The organism is Hymenobacter wooponensis, from assembly GCF_004745865.1.
GTDB classification, from domain to species: domain Bacteria; phylum Bacteroidota; class Bacteroidia; order Cytophagales; family Hymenobacteraceae; genus Hymenobacter; species Hymenobacter wooponensis.
This window is the reverse complement of record NZ_SRKZ01000004.1, coordinates 40,785-57,296: the sequence shown is the minus strand read 5'-3', so window position 1 is coordinate 57,296 and position 16,512 is coordinate 40,785. Positions and strand designations below refer to the sequence as shown.

Here is a 16,512-nt window from a genome sequence, read left to right as displayed (position 1 = left end):
TTGCGAAGAAATTCGCGGGTGGCCCGAGTGTTAAAAGACTAAAAAAGGAAGATGCTACTAAGTAACTTCTGAGCAGTGGCCTAGATGCCGCTGCTGGCGCATGTATTACCCGCTATGGTAGCGCCGGCACCGGTAGATGCTGTCACGGCGGCTTTTACGCTTGAGGCGCTTAGCACCGACAGGGTATAGGGCGGCGTGAAAGCCGTTTTGCCGTTGCCGGCAGTATTGCCGGTGGTGCTGGTGAAGATATTGCCCGTAGCCTGCACAGCCGTAGAGTTGTTGGCCATCAGGTCGATGGGGCGGTTCATGTTCTCAAACACGTTGTTCTGAATCAGTAGGTTGGCCTCGAACCCAGCCATTACCCCCGAGGTGCTCACAGAGCTGCTGAACACGTTGTTCACGACGTGTACTTTGCCAAAGCGCACGCGCGGCATACGGGCCACGCAGCCCTGAGACCACCAGCAGCGGGCAAACGTAATACTGAGCTTGCCCCGGTCGGCGGTGGCATCATCGGAAGAGCCGATGAGATTAGAGAAGCGGTGGTCGTTAGAGCCGCCGGGCCCACCAGCGCGCGGGGCTTTCAGGTAGGCGAATTTGGTCCAGGAAACGGTGATAAAGTCGGCGGTGTTCTTGAAGTCAAGGTTGCCATCGACCCCATCCCGGAACTCGCAGTGGTCAATCCAGACGCGGGTGCAGGCATCAATAGTAGCGTTGTCCCAGCCATCTACGTCGTAGGCACCAGGGCCTTCAAAAACTAGGTTGCGAATAACAATGTTGGAGCACCGCTTCACGTAGATAATACCCGAACCCGCTTGGGTTTGATCGGCGGAAACCAGCTTGGCCCCGGCCGAACCAAAGAGGGTTTTGTTGCTCTGGTCCTGGAAAGAAACGCGCCCGCCAGATGGAATAGTAATTGTGCCATTCACCTGCACCACCTTCACGGCCGAGTTAGTAATGGCGGCCTTAAGTTGGTCGTACGTGCTGACTACGGTGGGCGTAGCCGTGCCCCCGCCGTTGGTTACTCCGCCCTGCGAAGCCCAGCCCTGCGCAGCGCACGAGGCTTCTACATCAGTGGTTGATGAGTTTGCCGCCCCAGGAGTAACGGGCGTTGGGGTGCCCTTTTCGCAGCCCGCTAATAGGCCCGATAAGGATAATAGTGTAGATACCAGGAAAGCATTAGTTTTCATGTGGATGGGTTTTGGAAGTGGTAGGAAAGGCTGCCCATTGAGGCAGGTAAGCAGAGCGGCGCAATAGGGAGTACACAGGTGTTGTTGCGGCGTGGCATCCTGATCTGTCCGGCCGGTAAGCAGAGCAGTAGTATCCGCCTCAAATCCAACTACCTGTGAAATATTTCATCAACGTACATCATTGCTTGCACACCAAATCTTTGAAACCCTATATAAATCAATGCAAACGTTGCCGGGAACGTTGTCACAAGTAAACGTTGGGTACACATTGTCTCACGTTAGGGAAGTGAACAGGCGTAAGCGGAAGTCGCGCAAAAAACGAAGCCGAAGCATCATGTTGCTTCGGCTTACTGTTTACGTCCAGTTTTTGCTGGTCAAGGCAATGTAGCTAGGTTATTGCCCGCTCATACCCTTGTCCCGGGCTCCTTTGAACTCCGAGCCGGCGCGCCATTGCGGGAAGGTGTTTTCACTGGCCAGGCGCTGGCCTACACGGAAATAGAGCTGAGCGTCTTGGGCGATGCCGCTTAGGTTCCAGCTAGGGTCAAACTGGTCGGCGGGCTTGTGGTACATGTTGGTGGTGTAGTTCTGGCGCTGCCGGGCAATGGCCTCCTTGCCGCCGGAGCGGCTTTCAAAGCCACCGCTGGCGTAGAGCGAGGGCACGCCCACGTGAGCGAAGCTGAAGTGGTCGGAGCGGTAGAACATGCCGGTTTCGGGTGTTTGGTCGGGTAGCACGTAGCGGTCCTGCTCTTTCGCAGCGGCGCGGGCGTAGTCCTCCAGCTCCGACTGCCCATAGCCGATAACGGTTAGGTCTTTCATCTCACCGTAGGGCCAGAGCATATCCATGTTCAGGTCGGCCACGGTTTTGTTGAGCGGGAAGGGTGGGTGCTGGGCATAGTAAGCTGAACCCAGTAGGCCCTGCTCTTCGCCCGTCACGGCCAGGAACACAATGCTGCGCTGTGGCTTCGCCTTGGCTTGCTGGAAGGCTTCGGCAATGCTGAGCAAGGCGGCTAGGCCAGTGCCATCGTCTACGGCGCCATTGTAAATAGAGTCGCCGGCAATGGCTTTGCCGACGCCAAAATGGTCCCAATGGGCCGAGTAGATAATGTATTCCTCGGGGCGAGTGGTGCCGGGCAGCACGGCCAGCACATTGCGCGAGGTCTGGCTGCGCATCGTATTTAGAATACTGCCTGTGAGCGTGAGGCCACCGAGTGGCCTAGCCCGGAAGCCCTTGGTGTTAGCGGCGGTGTACAGCTGATCGTAGTTCTGGCCGGCAGCCTGGAACAGTTTTTTGGCTGCATCCAAGGTTAGCCAGCCTTCAATGGCGCACTTATCGGCGCCTTTGTTGGCGGTTTGAGCCCGCAACTTAGGGCTGGTAGCCCCACTCAGCACTACACTCCATGGGTAAGCGGCGGGCTTGGTGTCGTGCACGATGAGCAAGCCTGCCGCGCCGTGCCGGGCAGCCTCTTCATATTTATAGGTCCAGCGGCCATAGTAGGTCATCGCCTTGCCATTGAATAGGGTAGTATCGTTGCCCGCGTTACCAGGGTCATTTACCAGCACCACCACGGTTTTACCTTTCACGTCGAGGCCCGCGTAGTCGTCCTAGCCATACTCGGGTGCTACCACGCCATAGCCGGCAAACACCAGCGCAGAGTTGGTGACGTTTACCTGCGCCTGCTCGCGCTGAGTAAAGGCCACAAAATCGGTCTTGTATTGAAAACTCAGATTTTGGCCTTTGCCCTTGATTTGCAGGGTAGGTGAAGGTGTGCCGGTAATTTCTACCAACGGCACCGGCTGAAAGTAGGTGCCATTGGGGCCTGGCTGCAGGCCTAGGCGCTTAAACTCATCGGCTAAATACGTCGTGCTGCGCTCTTCCCCTATAGTAAAGGGTTTACGGCCCAACATGTCATCCGAAGAAACCGCTCGCAGATACTTGCTGATATTACTTGCCGTAATGGTCGGCGCATTTGCAGAGGGCGCGGCGGCGGTTGTGGTGGCCGGAGCAGAGGTAGTAGTTTGAGCCGACTGACTTTGGCAGCCAACCAGGGCCAGGCCTAATAAAAAAGAAGCGGCAACCGGGCGGGCCAAAAAGGATGAATAAGAAAGCATCAGGTAAAGATTTCTGAAACCAAATAAGGTAGTAGGTCTGATGCACGTCATCCTGAGTGCAGGGCAGGATATTTACAATCAGTGTATTAACCGTTTGGGGTTAGCCTGCTAGTGTGGTAAGACCCTGCCTGCGACTAGATGACGTACGGGAGTGTGCAGCTTCAAGGTAAGGCAAACCAACCCCTGCTGCGTCAGAACTGACTCATTTTTTCCTCGTAGCCGCTCTTTTGAAGGAACTCAATAAAGTCTTTGGTGGTAAGCATATCCCTCACGGCTTGCTGCTTGTTAGTGGCTTTGCTGTAGTAGGCCTGGCAGATTTTGTAGCCCACGTAGTAGCCTAGGTCGCAGGGCTTTTCGGGCGTTTCCTGGGCGGAGTTGGCCAGCCAGTTCTTCGTATTGCTTCCTAGCATATCTTGCTTGAATGCCAGCCAAAGCTCCTGCTCGTGCGCATTGCCATAGATATGCAGACGGGCATTGGTACCTAGAGAGCCGGTTAAAAGCTCTGCAATAAAATCAGCCATGCCTTCTCGGGTAGCATAGCACAAGAGGTTAGTCTGCGCCCGCTGCTGCACATTATGAATCATCTCATGCGTAACAATGTACGGCATGTCGGCCGCTAGGCCACTTCGGTTACGCTCTACCAGCGTCAGCTCAGAAAAGTCAATATCTGGCCCGTTTGCCACGTGCTCTGTACCAATCAACAGGCCCGGCGGCTGAGCTGTACTACCAGAAAAGCCACCTATCAGGAAGTAGATGTGGTTAAATCGAATGGGCGGGTAAAGAGCCTGCAGACGCCGTAAGGCCGCCAGAATCTGGGGCTTTTGCTCTCCAACAGTCTTCTGGTTGTGGCGAGCGGAGGCGTAATACTGGGGACGCTTGGTAATGCGACGGGCAAATAACACGGGGTTACTCTGATATCGGCGCTGGTAATAGTCGAGTAGGCCAGGAGAGCCTTTAGCGAAATACTGCTGCTCAAACACATGATAGGCCAGGGCGGTGTCGCGCATGGCCGCCGGATAGGCTGCCCAGAAGTTGTCAATATCTGCAGTGACCACCTGTACGTCCTCTACCCGGCGAGTGCGGCTGCATTGAGTAGTACTGGTAAGTAGTATAGCGTTGATTATTAGTAGAAGTAAAGAACGTTCAAACGAGAGTAGAGCCATAAAATATGATTTAGAGAGTAGGCAGAGCAACCACGGCAGATTAATGAGTCAGGCAGCATACTAGAAAAGGATTAAGTGCCACCTTCTTCCCGCGGAAACGATCTGCCTGGGTAAGATCGGGATCAGTAAGCCGCAATAGGTGTTTGCGACGGATAATCTGCTCCTGCTTCGGCCGCAGAAATAATATGCCCCTATACTCACTTGGTGGGGCAGGTAGAGGCGCAAAGTAATTTCCAGCTGTTAGGGAGCGTGGAAATTACCTAGTTCTGCGGATCAATGTAGTTTTGGCCTCTGCTTCACAGGACGCGGAACGTCTTATCTCCCTGCCTCCCCATATGCACACCCGTATTCAAACGGCCCTTACCCAGCTCGAAACCCAGTATAACATCCGCATTCTCTACGCCTGCGAGTCGGGGAGCCGGGCCTGGGGCTTCCCGTCGCCGGATTCCGACTACGACGTGCGCTTTATTTACGTTCACTCTGCCGAGTGGTACCTAACGCTGGATGAAGGCCCTGACACGCTCAATTTTCCCGTTGACGATGAGCTAGACCTGGCCGGTTGGGAACTGCGTAAGGCCCTGAAGCTGCTGCGCAGCTCCAACGCTGCCCTGTTTGAGTGGCTACAGTCGCCGGTGGTATATGCTGAGGTGCCGGGCTTTCGGGATTCCCTAGCCGTGCATCTAGTTAATTGCTGGAACGCGCGGGCTGGGCTACATCACTACCTGGGCCTCTTGCGGCGTGGAGTAGAGCAGGACCTAGTAGGAGAGGAGGTGCGCCTCAAACGACTATTTTATGCTTTGCGCTCTACGCTTGCGGCCCGCTGGATTCAGCAGCGCCCCGCTGAGGTGCCGCCTATGGAGTTTCGGCAGCTGCGGGAATTGCTGCCCCTCGAGCTTCACGAGGAGGTGGAGGAGCTCTTGGCGCGTAAAGCCACCGCTAACGAGAAAACCACCATTCCCTGCTCCAACGCTATGCTGGACTTCCTGCGAAATGCCTATGACACTGGCCTAGCCGAACGCAATACCTTACCTGTTCCTCCATCTACTGATCCTACAACGCTGCTCAACGAGGTATTCCAGAAGTGGCTTCCCATTCCCTCCTGAACGTTCTGCGTACATCCATGGAAACCATCTTCACTAGGGCAAGTAGACGGCCTGAGAGGCGGTAAAAGGGTCGTTCCTGCTGCTACTCGCACACCCTAGTTCAGCTGATAAATGAATTCTTCTATTTCTGTCTGGCGCGCATTCGCGAATCCTTTATCAGTGCCGATTTTTACAAACCCGCAGTTTTCTAGGACCCTCTGCGAGCCCACGTTGTCAAAGGCAACTCGCCCAAGAAGAGGCCTAGTACCTTCGGTAGCTAGAAAATTCTTCACTGCGGTGGTGGCAATTCCTTTACCCCAAAAGCGCCGGTCTAGCCAGCACGTAATTTCGGCGTCGCCCTCCAGTATAAACTTAGCGATGCTGCCCGCGATGGTGTCTCCAACAATAATGGTCTGCATGTTGATAGTCGGGTCGCGCAGAAACCGGGTGTATTTTTCGCAGTACGCTTCTTTGTTGGTATGGTCTGCCGGCATAAAAGCTGCCAGGTAAGCAGCCTCTTCATCAAGCTGAAAGTGAAATAAATGCTCTAAGTCGGCTTGTTGGGTCTGCCTTAGGTGTACTTGGCTGTGCATCTTGCTATCATTCTTGCTCTCACGTAGAAATATGCTCACTATTTCTGACCTGCGCCAGCGCGGGCTACTTCTCTTTGAAGCCATCAGCGGCAGCCGCGCCTACGGCACCAACCTGCCCCATTCCGATACGGATCTGAAAGGGGTATTTATTTTGCCCGAAGCTGAGTTTTACGGCCTGGAGTACGTGCCGCAAGTGGCGAATGAAACCAACGACGAAGTTTTTTATGAACTGCGTCGCTTCGTGGAGCTACTGCTCAAAAACAACCCCACGGTGTTGGAGCTGTTAGGTACGCCTGCTGATTGCGTGGTGTTCCGGCATCCGTTATTTGAGAGCTTCCGAGCCGAGGACTTTCTGTCGAAGCTTTGCCGCCAAAGCTTTGCGGAGTACGCTGCGGCTCAGATTCGGAAAGCTCGAGGGCTTAATAAGAAGATCAACCACCCGGAGCCACCCGGTCGTAAGTCGGTGCTGGATTTTTGCTACGTGACAGTAGGTGCCGGGGCTCAGCCCGTAGGCCAGTGGCTAGCTGAGCAACACCTGGCGGCCGAGCAGTGTGGCCTAGCTAATGTGCCGCACCTGTCAGATCTGTACGCTCTGTTTGTGGATGCTTCCCCGACTGCCACGTTAGGGTACCGAGGCCTAGTGCGCGACGCCGAAACCTCACAGGACGTGCAGCTTACCTCCGTACCCAAGGGGGAGGAGCCGGTGGCCTACCTCAGCTTCAACCGCAACGGCTACAGCAGCTACTGCCGGGTGTACCGGGAGTACCATGAGTGGGTGCAGAAGCGTAATGCCGAGCGCTACCAGAACACGGTGCAGCACGGCAAAAACTACGACGCCAAGAACATGCTGCACGTGTTTCGGCTGCTGCGCATGGCCCAGGAAATCGCCCTCACGCGTCAGCTGCAGGTGCGCCGCCCCGATCGGGAGTTTCTGTTGCAGATTCGGCGAGGTGAGTTTCAGTATGAGGAGCTGCTGCAAATGGCCGAGACACTGCTGGAGCAGGTAGAGGCGGCCTTTGCTACCTCTCACTTACCCGCTGCCCCCAATCAATTGGCGGCTGATCATTTGTTGGTTCAAGTGCGCAGAGCTTGGTACGCACAAGCTGCCCACTAAAAAAGTGGGTCAGAAAGCATAGAAGCTCTCTGACCCACTTTTACAGTGTGGTGCCGGAATACTTACCGAGTGGAGTGGCCTACGCGGTAGGTTGATTTGCTGGAAGCGCCTTTCCGACTGAAAAAACCGCGTTTTTTGCTGGATTTACGGCCTTTGTACTTTTTGTAAAATGGACGGTGTGTGTAACTACGGCCCTTCATTTTGGCCCGAGCATATGCCGTAGGACGAGCTGCTACCGATTCGACGTTGCTGGCCAGCAACAGCGCGAAAAATAGAAGGAGGATTCTGTACATAAGGCAAACCAGAATTAGTGTTGTTTAAATAACTCTGGAGCTCACGCAAAAATTGCGCAACCCTGTAATAAGTTTTGCCGTTAGGCCGGCCCTATTTACCTACATACTAAACGGCGGCCCCTTCCCACCAGGAAAGAGCCGCCGTTTAGTATGTAGGTAGATAAGTAGACTAACTGTTAGCTACCGCCGAGCGTCTGGTTACGCGAAGGACGAGCGGGAGCAGGAGTAGCCTTCTTGGCTTTGCGACGCTTCCAGAACTGGTACCAGCGCCGTGATTTTTTGGTGCGCTTGCTGCGTGAGTAATATTTATAGTTAGGACGGTGCACGTACACTTTGCCACGCATTTTTGCGCGGGCAGCGGGGCCACCTTGGTCGGCTAGTGCCGGGCTGGCGTCAACGAGCGCCATTAGAAAGAGCCAGAGGAGAAGAAAGATTCTTGCCATAAATGAATAGTGAAATGCGCGAGGAGGTGCGAGTGATGTTGAAGGCTTGGCAAATGTCTGGCCATATTCTGAGACAATTGAAAAAAACTTAGCCCTTGGCGTGGAAAAAGTTCCGCAACCGCATCCTGCAGGAAAGAAATTTTATTCCCTACAGGTTATGGCTAGATTCTTACACCTTAGTTTTCTTCTATTTATGCTCGGCTGCTTGCCTCAGGTAGCTTTTGCGCAACAGCTGCTGGCTAAAGCTCGTCGGAGTAGTCATCTCACCAATATTTTCGTCTGACGGACGCGCAATCCCGCCATCTCTATGAAAAAGGCATCTGCCACGCTCAGCTATACTTCTTCACCCAGCCCGTCGATTTCTTTCCTTCTGATGAATTCAGCCACTAGGAGTGCCTACTTCCGCCGGCTGCTCCTATGAGAATAAGCCAGCCGGCAACTCCTCCAAGGTGCGCCGCGAGTATCTGCGCCACCAAACGGGCATCTTCATCGACATGCTACCAATTGGCCGCCATATCTTTCGTATTGCCCTGTAGCTGCGCTACCGGGGCCGGTATACAGTAACCCCGGCAAAGCTGAGCACATGTGTTTTCCCATCCGTATTGGTCGTTCTGCCAGCCAGCAGATTGTAGTAAAGTGGGCTAAGCGGGCTAATCTGCCCATGTAGTGGGTGAAGCCGCCGGCAAGAAGCCCCCCATGCTAGCGTCAAAGGCTACTAGGCCACCTGCTGGTGCGCTGGGATTCTTCTCGATGACGGCCGAGCTAATAGGAGGGTTTCCGGTATCCTCCCGTACTTTCGGGCCTCATTGTGCCTTGCTTGTATGCCTTATTCTTTATTGCTCTTTGACTACGACGGAACCCTTTGTGATACTCGGCAAGCCATTGGGCACGCCCTGCGCCGCACATTTCAGGAGCTAGGCCTCGCTGAACCCCTAAACGAGGTACTGGAAGGCGTAGTGCACCAAGGGCTCCCGCTGGCGCAAACTCTAGGGCTGTTTTACCCCGACGGCCCCACGGCCCTGCCCGATAACTGGCTGCCGGTTTATCGTCAACTCTATGCCACCGAAGCTGAGCCCTTAGTGCAGCCATTTCCGGGGGCGTTGGAAGTATTGGCGGCTGCCACGGCCCAGGGTGCGCATATTGTAGTGCTCAGTAACAAGGGTTTACCCATTTTAGTTGATTCCCTGTCCCGCCTAGGCCTGCGCCAGTATGCGTTGCTCGTGCTCGGTGATGGCAGCACCACAGCCACGGGCGAGCGGGTAGCTCTCAAACCGGCTCCCGATCTGTTCACGGAACTGATTCAACCGCGTTTTCCTGAGCACAGCTTGACCAGCACGCTCATGATTGGTGATACGGCTACCGACCTGAAGTTTGCCCGCAATTGCGGTATAGCTTCGTGCTGGGCCAGCTATGGCTTTGGGCAGGAAGCCGATTGCCTGGCCCAGAACCCCACTTATATTATTCAAGGCCTGCGGGAAGTACTACCTATACTGGCAGAGAACCGTCCGTAACTTATTCGTGATAGCGTGGAGTCAATCGCAACTTCTAGTAACAAGCTGCTGGAGCAACAGATCAGAGTGGCGCTGCTAGGCCTGGCAGTGGGTGACGCGCTAGGTGTACCCGTCGAGTTTCAAAGCCGCGCCGCCCGCCGGCAGCAGCCCGTTGTGCACATGCAGGCCTACGGGACGCATAACCAACCCGCGGGTACCTGGTCCGATGATGCCTCGCTCACATTTTGTTTGGCGGAGGCCATTGCTGATGGCTTTAGCCTCAAAAAAGTGGACCGTAACTGCTGCCGCTGGTACTTCGATAACTTCTGGACGCCTCATGGTTCCGTATTCGATGTTGGCATCACAACGCGAGAGGCTATCCAGCGGTTAGAGTCGAAGCCGGATTTGGTACGAGCCGGCGGCACTGATGAATACAGCAACGGCAATGGCTCCCTGATGCGAATTTTGCCTTTGGCGTTTTATCACCCAGATGCCACGTTGGAGAGCCTTTTTCAACGAATCTGCGAGGTATCGGCCGTAACGCACGGCCACATTCGGTCAGCAGTGGCCTGCTTTTTCTATCTCGAAATGGCCCGATACCTGCGCGCCGGACTTACCCCGATGTAGGCCTATACCACGCTATGCGCTGAAGCACCGGCCCAACTGTACAAGCTCACTATCTCTGCTCGCGAAGCCGACCACTTTGAGCGTATTCTCAGCGGCCGTCTCCCCGACCTGCCCGTCACCGCCATCAACAGCGGCGGCTATGTGATGCACACGCTGGAAGCGGCCTTATGGTGCCTACTGCGCTACGATACCTACCCTGAAACCGTGTTAGCGGCCGTAAACCTCGGCGATGATACCGACACTACAGGTGCTGTAACGGGGGGCCTAGCCGCCCTCCATTACGGCGAAGCTGCTATACCCGCAGAGTGGCTCACGGTTCTGGCCCGGCGCACTGATATTGAAGACCTAGCCCAACGAATGGCGCTGGGCCCCGGCGTGCTGTGAAGTGGCTTCCGGCGTCGGAAAATTCAGCAGAAAGGAGGTGCCTAGCCCTTCAATAGAGTTTACTTCAATCTTAATACCATGCAGGTCGGCAATGGTCCGGACGATGGACAGGCCTAGGCCGTAGCTGTCGGAATCGGCGGTGGTACCTTTGTCGAAGCGCTGAAACAGGCGTGGCAACTGTTCTTTGCTGATGCCTAGGCCAGTATCCCTGATTTCCAGCTCGTAACCGGTGGTAAGAGCAGGACGGCCCAGCACATAAATCAGCCCACCCTCACGGTTGTACTTGATGGCATTGTTTACCAAGTTGAACAGCAGGGTAAAGAGCAGCCCACGGTTGCAGTGTACTACCTCAAAATCAGGTTTAATCTCGTGCGTTAGAGTTAGATCCAATACCGTGAGGCGGTCCTGTACCTCTTCGCTCACCTCGGCCACCAACTGACTCAACGAAACAGTTTCCGTGCGGGCAAACTGGTCGTTTTCAATCTTGGAAATCATCAGCAGCGACTTGATGATGGTGCGCAGCCGGTGCACGGTGCGCTGCGACTCCACCACGCGCAGCAGATTTTCATTGGAAAGGCTCTCGTCAGTGAGCATGTTGTCGAAACGATACTGCAAAGCCGCTAGGGGCGTGAGTAGCTCGTGCGAAGCGTCAGCAATAAACTTGCGCTCTTTAGTAAAAGAGGCCTGAATAGTAGTCATCATTTCGCGCAGGCTCTCGTCGAGGTAGCGGAAATCGTCGGTATTCGTGGGAATGGGAGCAAAATTGAACGCGGCCGGGTGATGCGCATTCTTTAGTCGCTGCCTGATAATGGTGTAGAACGGCTCCAGCAAGTAGCGGAAGAAAGCCAAGTCGGCCAGAGTGGTTAAGGCAATAGCAATCAGGAGAATATAGAAGGCGTAATTGCGGAAATTGCGCTCAGTTTCTCCAATGCTGCCGGTGCTGCGCCCAATTTCTAGCAGGTAATATTTACCACCTTGGTCAAAAGAATAGCTGAGCACTCGGTACTCCACAATCTCATCCTCAACCGCCCGTTTCGAGTCCTCGATAACGTCAATCTTCGGGCCGGGTGGTATGGTTTCCAAGGATATAAACTCCTCTTTTAGCAGGTTGTAACTACCATAGGAGGACTGCCCGCCCTCAATAAAGGCCGAAATACCGTTGCGGCGGATTAGGTGCAGTACTTTCTCCTTCTTTTGGGCCAGCCGCTGATCCGTAGTAAGCAAGGCCAGTCGGCTCATGGCTAGCGGAAGTACGCCCACCAGCAGCAGCAGAATGGCCCCACGGGAGAGGGCATTGAAGAGAGAAAATTTAGTGGTAAGCTTCAAGAGCGCAAATAATCAGGGAAAGGAACGCCGAACTAACTACCTCCCGGCGGCCAATAGTTTACCCTACCAAACTGTTACCAGAATGGTAATGGAACTAGCAAGATAACTTACTGCCCGCGTAGCACAAGCACATAAGGCAAGGAAGTATGGGTAGGCTATCATTAGCCTACCTCTTTATTGCTTCACCCGATAGCCTACGCCTCGCACCGTTTCTAGCCACTCTACCTCGCTATACTGGCTCAGCTTTTTGCGCAAATTTTTTATGTGCGCATCGATATAATTGGAATCGAAGCCGGATGCGGGCAGATTGCCCCAAATGTGTTCGGTTAGCTGTAGGCGCGTCAGCACTCGGTTTTTGTGTAGCACTAGGTAGCTCAGCACGTCAAACTCCTTTACTGAGAGGCCTACTTCTTCATCCTCAAATAACACCCGCCGACTTTGCAGGTCTAGGTGGAATGCCCCGCAGTTCACTAGGGGCTTGTGTAGGCCAAAACGGCGGCGCGTAATGGCGTGCATGCGCGCCAGCAACTCCGGCAAGGAGAAAGGCTTAGCTAAGTAGTCGTCGGCACCTAACTCTAGGCCACTGATACGGTCTTCTACTGCCCCCCGAGCCGTGAGAACGATGAAGGCTGCGGTTATCTCGTTCTGCTTCGCCTCAGCCAGTAGTTGCAGTCCATCGCCATCGGGCAGGCCTAGATCGAGCAGCACAAAGTCGAAGGGCGTGTCGGCGAGCTGTTCACGGGCTTCGCGGGCGGTGCGCGCTACGGTGCAGGTGAAGTTTTGCTGGTGCAGGAAGATACCTAGCTCTCGGGCTAGGGTGCGCTCGTCTTCAACAATTAAAACAGTCATGGGGAGAGCAGCTAGGGGCTACAAGTTCAGCGACAGGGTGGTAGTGAAATAAGAACGGGCTCCAGATACGTCGTCGGGCAGCAAGTTCACGGGAATAGCATAGCGCCACGCTACCTGCCACGATACGGCTCCTAATGAGTACGTGACCGGTACACGTAATTCGTAGTTCAATAGCTTAAAACGGGTACTGGTAGTAGAAGTGGTAACTGTAACAGTCCCTGAATTTCCATTGCCACCGCTATTTCCATTGCCGTTTCCGTTCCCATTGCCGTTGCCATTCCCATTTCCACCACTGTTCCCGTTGCCATTGCCGTTGTTATTGCCATTGCGCTTCAGCTGTTGCTCCTGGCTTGTTATAACAAAGCGTTGGGTTCCCGCTGTAACGCTCACGCGGGGCTCAATGGCTAGGTACCCTTTTGAGGTGAGCACATTGTCAAACCCGAAGTAACGTGAGTTATCCAGAATCAGGAATAAGTCATGGCTGTCACCAAATAAGTAAGCGGCATTCAGGCGAGTATAGATGTAGCGCCAGTCTAGGCCTATGTAGCCATCGATGGAGTTATTGACACTAGATTTAACCAACGGACTATTGGGCGCGAACAAAAAGCGCGAATAGCTCACTGAAGCATCTACTGACTTGGATAAATCACCATCCCAGCCAGCTGATATATCAGTCTCGTCAATTAAGGTAGTAGTGTTGAATAAGTTGTAGCTCGTGACGGAGCCCCAGATGCCCACCGTTGTTTTGTAGCTGACGTCAGCTGCTAAATAAGGGAAACGGGTAGTTTGGGTGCGACCAAAGAAAGAGGAGTTGCTGCCGTAGCTGAGTGCCGCCGTGAAGGCGCCACGGCGTGTAGTACTATCGGCAGGAGTGCCGGTGGGCTCCCCACTACCTACGTCTTGGCCCATAGCCTGCTGAAAGCTGAAGAGAAATATCAGCAGCATAACCCCCAGCAAAGGGCAAATACTCCGCGGTACTAGCATAGCGTGCTTGTCGGAATATTTAGTTTCCGTGGCCTCTGCCTATGCCGCGTCCTACGCCCCGGCCACCACCGCCCTGCGCGCCGCGGCCTGCTTCTGAGCCCCGGCCTCCCCGCGCACTCCTAACCTCACGTGGGCCACGTGCACTTTCAGTGCCTCTTGCATCTACGCGTTGAGGTTTGCTTTTGCGCTCCGTCATGGGTACGGCTTTTACGGGTGGTTCGGGCGAGGACTGCTCTGAAGGCCGGGCAGTGGCAGGTGTCTTGTCTCCCTGGTCATTCTGCACAGCTCCCTCTACTACCAGCATGCCCTTACTGTCAACTGCTGAAAGGCCCGTAGGCTTAGCGCTGGCTGTGCTAGCAAAAAGCGCTAGCAGGAGTAAGTACAGGCAATACAGTGTGTGTTTCATCGAGAGAGGGACGAGAATGCAGGAAGCCTGTCGGCCCAATAATAGTTCAATGTGCAAAAATCGTGACTATTAGTATATAAAGTCGGCCGCGCCTCTGAATTTCTTCAAAAACGCGGCCGATTTTGGCAGAATGGTAAATGTTATCGTCCGGTGTGGTGGCCTACGGCACCTTGATGCCCACCGCCCTGGTGCCCACAGTCAGCAGCGCGAGTGCCACTGTGGCCTCGGTCGCCGCGTGCGCTACCTACCATGCGCTGGCCCCGAGCAGAAGATCGGCCGTTGCTTGCCAATGCACTAATAGCGGCTCCTTTGTCGGCTCCGGTAAGGGGAGTAGCGTGGGCAAAAGCCTGCACCTCTTGTCCGTGGTTATCAGGATTTACTTTCTCGTCTTGGTTTTTGGCCTCGTGCTTGTGCTCTTTGGTGTTCTCCTTGCTAGTGTGTTTTGCAGTAGGAGCACTAGGACCTTGAGCCATGCTGCTCAAGGCAAAGAGAAGAGAGGCGGCGAACAAAGATGCCTTTTTCATGGGAGGGGAGTTTGGTAACAGTGAAGTGTTATCAAACCTACATCTTCAACATGATGTGAGCATGACAGGAAACAGGAGGCCTTAATGCTATAAAAAAGGTCAGCAAGTCGCTGATTGTCAAGGCTGCTTTTATAGGCCTAGGGCAGCCGGAGGAAGAGGGTAGAAAAGCAAAAGGCCCTTCAGAAGAATCTGAAGGGCCTTTGCGGTCCGGACGGGACTCGAACCCGCGACCTCCGCCGTGACAGGGCGGCATTCTAACCAACTGAACTACCGAACCGGTTAACGCTAACTCGAAAGCCGTGTGCTTTCCGTTATTGTGATGCAAATATAGAAGGTCGATTTTACCTGTGCAAACAAAAATCTGCGTTGGTGGGCTTTAAAGGCGCTTTTTTGCGCCTACTGATCTGTTACTAAAGAGAATAGATTCTGAAAATATTTTTCGTCTTCAGTCTATTCAAGGCAAATGCGCTGGTGCGAAAGAGTAAAGAATGGGTACCATGTGCTGGCTGTTCCCAATAAGGAGGGCAGCAAGTCATAACAAAATAAGAAGCCACCTCCTGCAAAGTACCTGTAACGCCGTAGGCCAGGCGAGCCGGAGGAAAGAGGGTAGAAAAGCAAAAGGCCCTTCAGAAGAATCTGAAGGGCCTTTGCGGTCCGGACGGGACTCGAACCCGCGACCTCCGCCGTGACAGGGCGGCATTCTAACCAACTGAACTACCGAACCGGTTAACGCTAACTCGAAAGCCGTGTGCTTTCCGTTATTGTGATGCAAAAGTAGAGGGCTGCTTTCACCTGTGCAACAGTCGGCCCAAAAAACATATAAAAAAGAAGGGTATGAAATTGTTCTGGCCTGTTTATCAGGGAGAAAATTTTTTGAAAAATTCGGTAGGAGCAGGGCGTGTGCGGTGTGCATGGCTTCGCTTACCTTTGCTCTCTTCTCTCACCCCGCAACCAATACGCACTCTGCCGTGGCAATGCTCCTCGATTTTGAACAACCTATTGCCGCTCTCGAAGGCAAGCTCCGTGAAATGCAGCAACTGGCCCTCGATAGCCAAGTAGATGTATCGGAAGCCGTAGTAGCTCTCGAGAACAAAATCAAAACCCTCAAAAAGGAAACCTACGCCAACCTTACCCGCTGGCAGCGCGTGCAGCTGTCGCGCCACCCCGACCGCCCGTACACCCTTGATTATATTGAGGGCATGACGGAGAAGTTCATTGAGCTCCATGGCGACCGTACCGTGGCCGATGATAAGGCTATGGTGGGCGGCTTTGCCGAGCTGGATGGCCGTTCGGTGATGTTCATTGGCCAGCAGAAGGGCCGCAATACCAAGCAACGGCAGTTCCGCAACTTCGGGATGCCCAACCCCGAAGGCTACCGCAAAGCGCTCCGTCTGATGAAGCTAGCCGAAAAATTTGGCAAGCCCATTGTAACGCTGATTGATACACCCGGTGCATTTCCTGGCCTAGAGGCTGAGGAGCGGGGGCAGGGTGAAGCTATTGCGCGCAATCTGAAGGAAATGTTCCTGCTGAAGGTGCCCGTAATCTGCATCATTATTGGGGAAGGGGCTTCTGGCGGTGCCTTAGGTATCGGTATCGGTGACCGGGTGCTGATGTTAGAAAACACCTGGTACTCGGTTATTTCGCCGGAAAACTGCTCTACTATCCTGTGGCGCTCCTGGGACTATAAAGAGCAGGCTGCTGAGGCTATGAAGCCAACCGCTACCGATATGCTGAAAGCTGGCCTTGTGGATGGCATCGTGAAAGAGCCTCTCGGTGGTGCCCATACCGATCCGGAAGCCATGCTGAAAGCACTGAAGAAGACCATTATCAAAACCCTCGACGAACTGGAGGTGCTGTCTCACGAGGAGCGCATCAGCCAGCGCATCGAGAAGTTCTCGAATATGGGAGTAGTGCTGGAGTAGGCTCTTACTACCAGCA

At 54.1% G+C, this 16,512-nt stretch carries 17 protein-coding genes, 2 tRNA genes and 1 pseudogene; 6 read left to right on the top strand and 14 right to left on the bottom strand.

Going from position 1 to position 16,512, the window contains the following annotated elements; translation table 11 throughout:
• Positions 1-80: 80 nt before the first annotated feature.
• From EU557_RS14015 to EU557_RS14000, 4 genes are all read right to left on the bottom strand, one after another.
• Positions 81-1,187, bottom strand: a complete 1,107-nt coding sequence (locus EU557_RS14015; RefSeq protein ID WP_135531098.1) for a pectate lyase family protein — start codon at positions 1,185-1,187, stop codon at positions 81-83.
• Between the two features lie 393 nt (positions 1,188-1,580).
• On the bottom strand, positions 1,581-2,768 hold the full coding sequence (locus EU557_RS14010) for a M28 family metallopeptidase (protein ID WP_135531097.1): 1,188 nt from the start codon (positions 2,766-2,768) through the stop codon (positions 1,581-1,583).
• A gap of 21 nt (positions 2,769-2,789) precedes the next feature.
• A complete protein-coding gene (locus EU557_RS14005) occupies positions 2,790-3,296 on the bottom strand; it encodes a protease-associated domain-containing protein (protein ID WP_135531096.1) in 507 nt (168 codons plus the stop codon).
• 191 nt (positions 3,297-3,487) lie between these two features.
• Positions 3,488-4,459, bottom strand: coding sequence for a gliding motility protein GldB-related protein (locus tag EU557_RS14000; RefSeq protein ID WP_135531095.1), 972 nt, complete (start codon positions 4,457-4,459; stop codon positions 3,488-3,490).
• 335 nt (positions 4,460-4,794) lie between these two features.
• Between EU557_RS14000 and EU557_RS13995 the strand changes: the two genes are divergently transcribed.
• Positions 4,795-5,562 (top strand): nucleotidyltransferase domain-containing protein, encoded by a 768-nt coding sequence (locus tag EU557_RS13995; protein ID WP_135531094.1) that lies wholly within the window; start codon positions 4,795-4,797, stop codon positions 5,560-5,562.
• Between the two features lie 95 nt (positions 5,563-5,657).
• On the opposite strand, the gene EU557_RS13990 is transcribed toward EU557_RS13995, so the two are convergent.
• On the bottom strand, positions 5,658-6,134 hold the full coding sequence (locus tag EU557_RS13990) for a GNAT family N-acetyltransferase (protein ID WP_135531093.1): 477 nt from the start codon (positions 6,132-6,134) through the stop codon (positions 5,658-5,660).
• Between the two features lie 31 nt (positions 6,135-6,165).
• Here EU557_RS13990 and EU557_RS13985 point away from each other — a divergent pair, with 31 nt between their 5' ends.
• Positions 6,166-7,248, top strand: coding sequence for a DNA polymerase beta superfamily protein (locus EU557_RS13985; RefSeq protein ID WP_135531092.1), 1,083 nt, complete (start codon positions 6,166-6,168; stop codon positions 7,246-7,248).
• Positions 7,249-7,310: 62 nt separating this feature from the next.
• Here the strand turns inward: EU557_RS13985 and EU557_RS13980 are convergent, their stop codons facing one another.
• Both EU557_RS13980 and EU557_RS13975 read right to left on the bottom strand, forming a co-directional pair.
• A complete protein-coding gene (locus EU557_RS13980; RefSeq protein ID WP_135531091.1) occupies positions 7,311-7,541 on the bottom strand; it encodes a hypothetical protein in 231 nt (76 codons plus the stop codon).
• A 176-nt stretch (positions 7,542-7,717) separates the two neighbouring features.
• Positions 7,718-7,984: a hypothetical protein gene (locus tag EU557_RS13975; RefSeq protein ID WP_135531090.1), complete on the bottom strand. Its 267-nt coding sequence runs from the start codon at positions 7,982-7,984 to the stop codon at positions 7,718-7,720.
• A 392-nt stretch (positions 7,985-8,376) separates the two neighbouring features.
• On the opposite strand from EU557_RS13975, the gene EU557_RS25505 reads away from it, so the two are divergent.
• The 3 genes and pseudogenes from EU557_RS25505 to EU557_RS13965 all read left to right on the top strand — a co-directional run bounded on the left by EU557_RS25505 (position 8,377) and on the right by EU557_RS13965 (position 10,485).
• Positions 8,377-8,520: a hypothetical protein gene (locus EU557_RS25505; RefSeq protein ID WP_167855211.1), complete on the top strand. Its 144-nt coding sequence runs from the start codon at positions 8,377-8,379 to the stop codon at positions 8,518-8,520.
• A 285-nt stretch (positions 8,521-8,805) separates the two neighbouring features.
• Positions 8,806-9,495: an HAD family hydrolase gene (locus EU557_RS13970; RefSeq protein ID WP_135531089.1), complete on the top strand. Its 690-nt coding sequence runs from the start codon at positions 8,806-8,808 to the stop codon at positions 9,493-9,495.
• 15 nt (positions 9,496-9,510) lie between these two features.
• Positions 9,511-10,485: pseudogene (locus EU557_RS13965) on the top strand (ADP-ribosylglycohydrolase family protein).
• Here EU557_RS13965 and EU557_RS13960 read toward each other — a convergent pair.
• The 7 genes from EU557_RS13960 to EU557_RS13930 form a co-directional block, all read right to left on the bottom strand.
• Positions 10,447-11,811 (bottom strand): sensor histidine kinase, encoded by a 1,365-nt coding sequence (locus EU557_RS13960; RefSeq protein ID WP_135531088.1) that lies wholly within the window; start codon positions 11,809-11,811, stop codon positions 10,447-10,449. The pseudogene EU557_RS13965 and the gene EU557_RS13960 overlap by 39 nt on opposite strands.
• A 174-nt stretch (positions 11,812-11,985) precedes the next feature.
• Complete coding sequence (locus tag EU557_RS13955) at positions 11,986-12,660, bottom strand: response regulator transcription factor (protein WP_135531087.1); 675 nt, start codon at positions 12,658-12,660, stop codon at positions 11,986-11,988.
• An 18-nt stretch (positions 12,661-12,678) separates the two neighbouring features.
• Positions 12,679-13,605 (bottom strand): hypothetical protein, encoded by a 927-nt coding sequence (locus tag EU557_RS13950; RefSeq protein WP_135531086.1) that lies wholly within the window; start codon positions 13,603-13,605, stop codon positions 12,679-12,681.
• Between the two features lie 58 nt (positions 13,606-13,663).
• Complete coding sequence (locus EU557_RS13945; RefSeq protein ID WP_135531085.1) at positions 13,664-14,050, bottom strand: hypothetical protein; 387 nt, start codon at positions 14,048-14,050, stop codon at positions 13,664-13,666.
• Between the two features lie 140 nt (positions 14,051-14,190).
• A complete protein-coding gene (locus EU557_RS13940; protein WP_135531084.1) occupies positions 14,191-14,574 on the bottom strand; it encodes a hypothetical protein in 384 nt (127 codons plus the stop codon).
• A 203-nt stretch (positions 14,575-14,777) separates the two neighbouring features.
• Positions 14,778-14,851 (bottom strand) — tRNA-Asp (locus EU557_RS13935).
• A 373-nt stretch (positions 14,852-15,224) separates the two neighbouring features.
• Positions 15,225-15,298: transfer RNA gene (locus EU557_RS13930), tRNA-Asp, on the bottom strand.
• Between the two features lie 250 nt (positions 15,299-15,548).
• Between EU557_RS13930 and EU557_RS13925 the strand changes: the two genes are divergently transcribed.
• Positions 15,549-16,496 (top strand): acetyl-CoA carboxylase carboxyltransferase subunit alpha, encoded by a 948-nt coding sequence (locus EU557_RS13925; RefSeq protein WP_135531683.1) that lies wholly within the window; start codon positions 15,549-15,551, stop codon positions 16,494-16,496.
• The last annotated feature ends 16 nt before the right edge of the window (positions 16,497-16,512 follow it).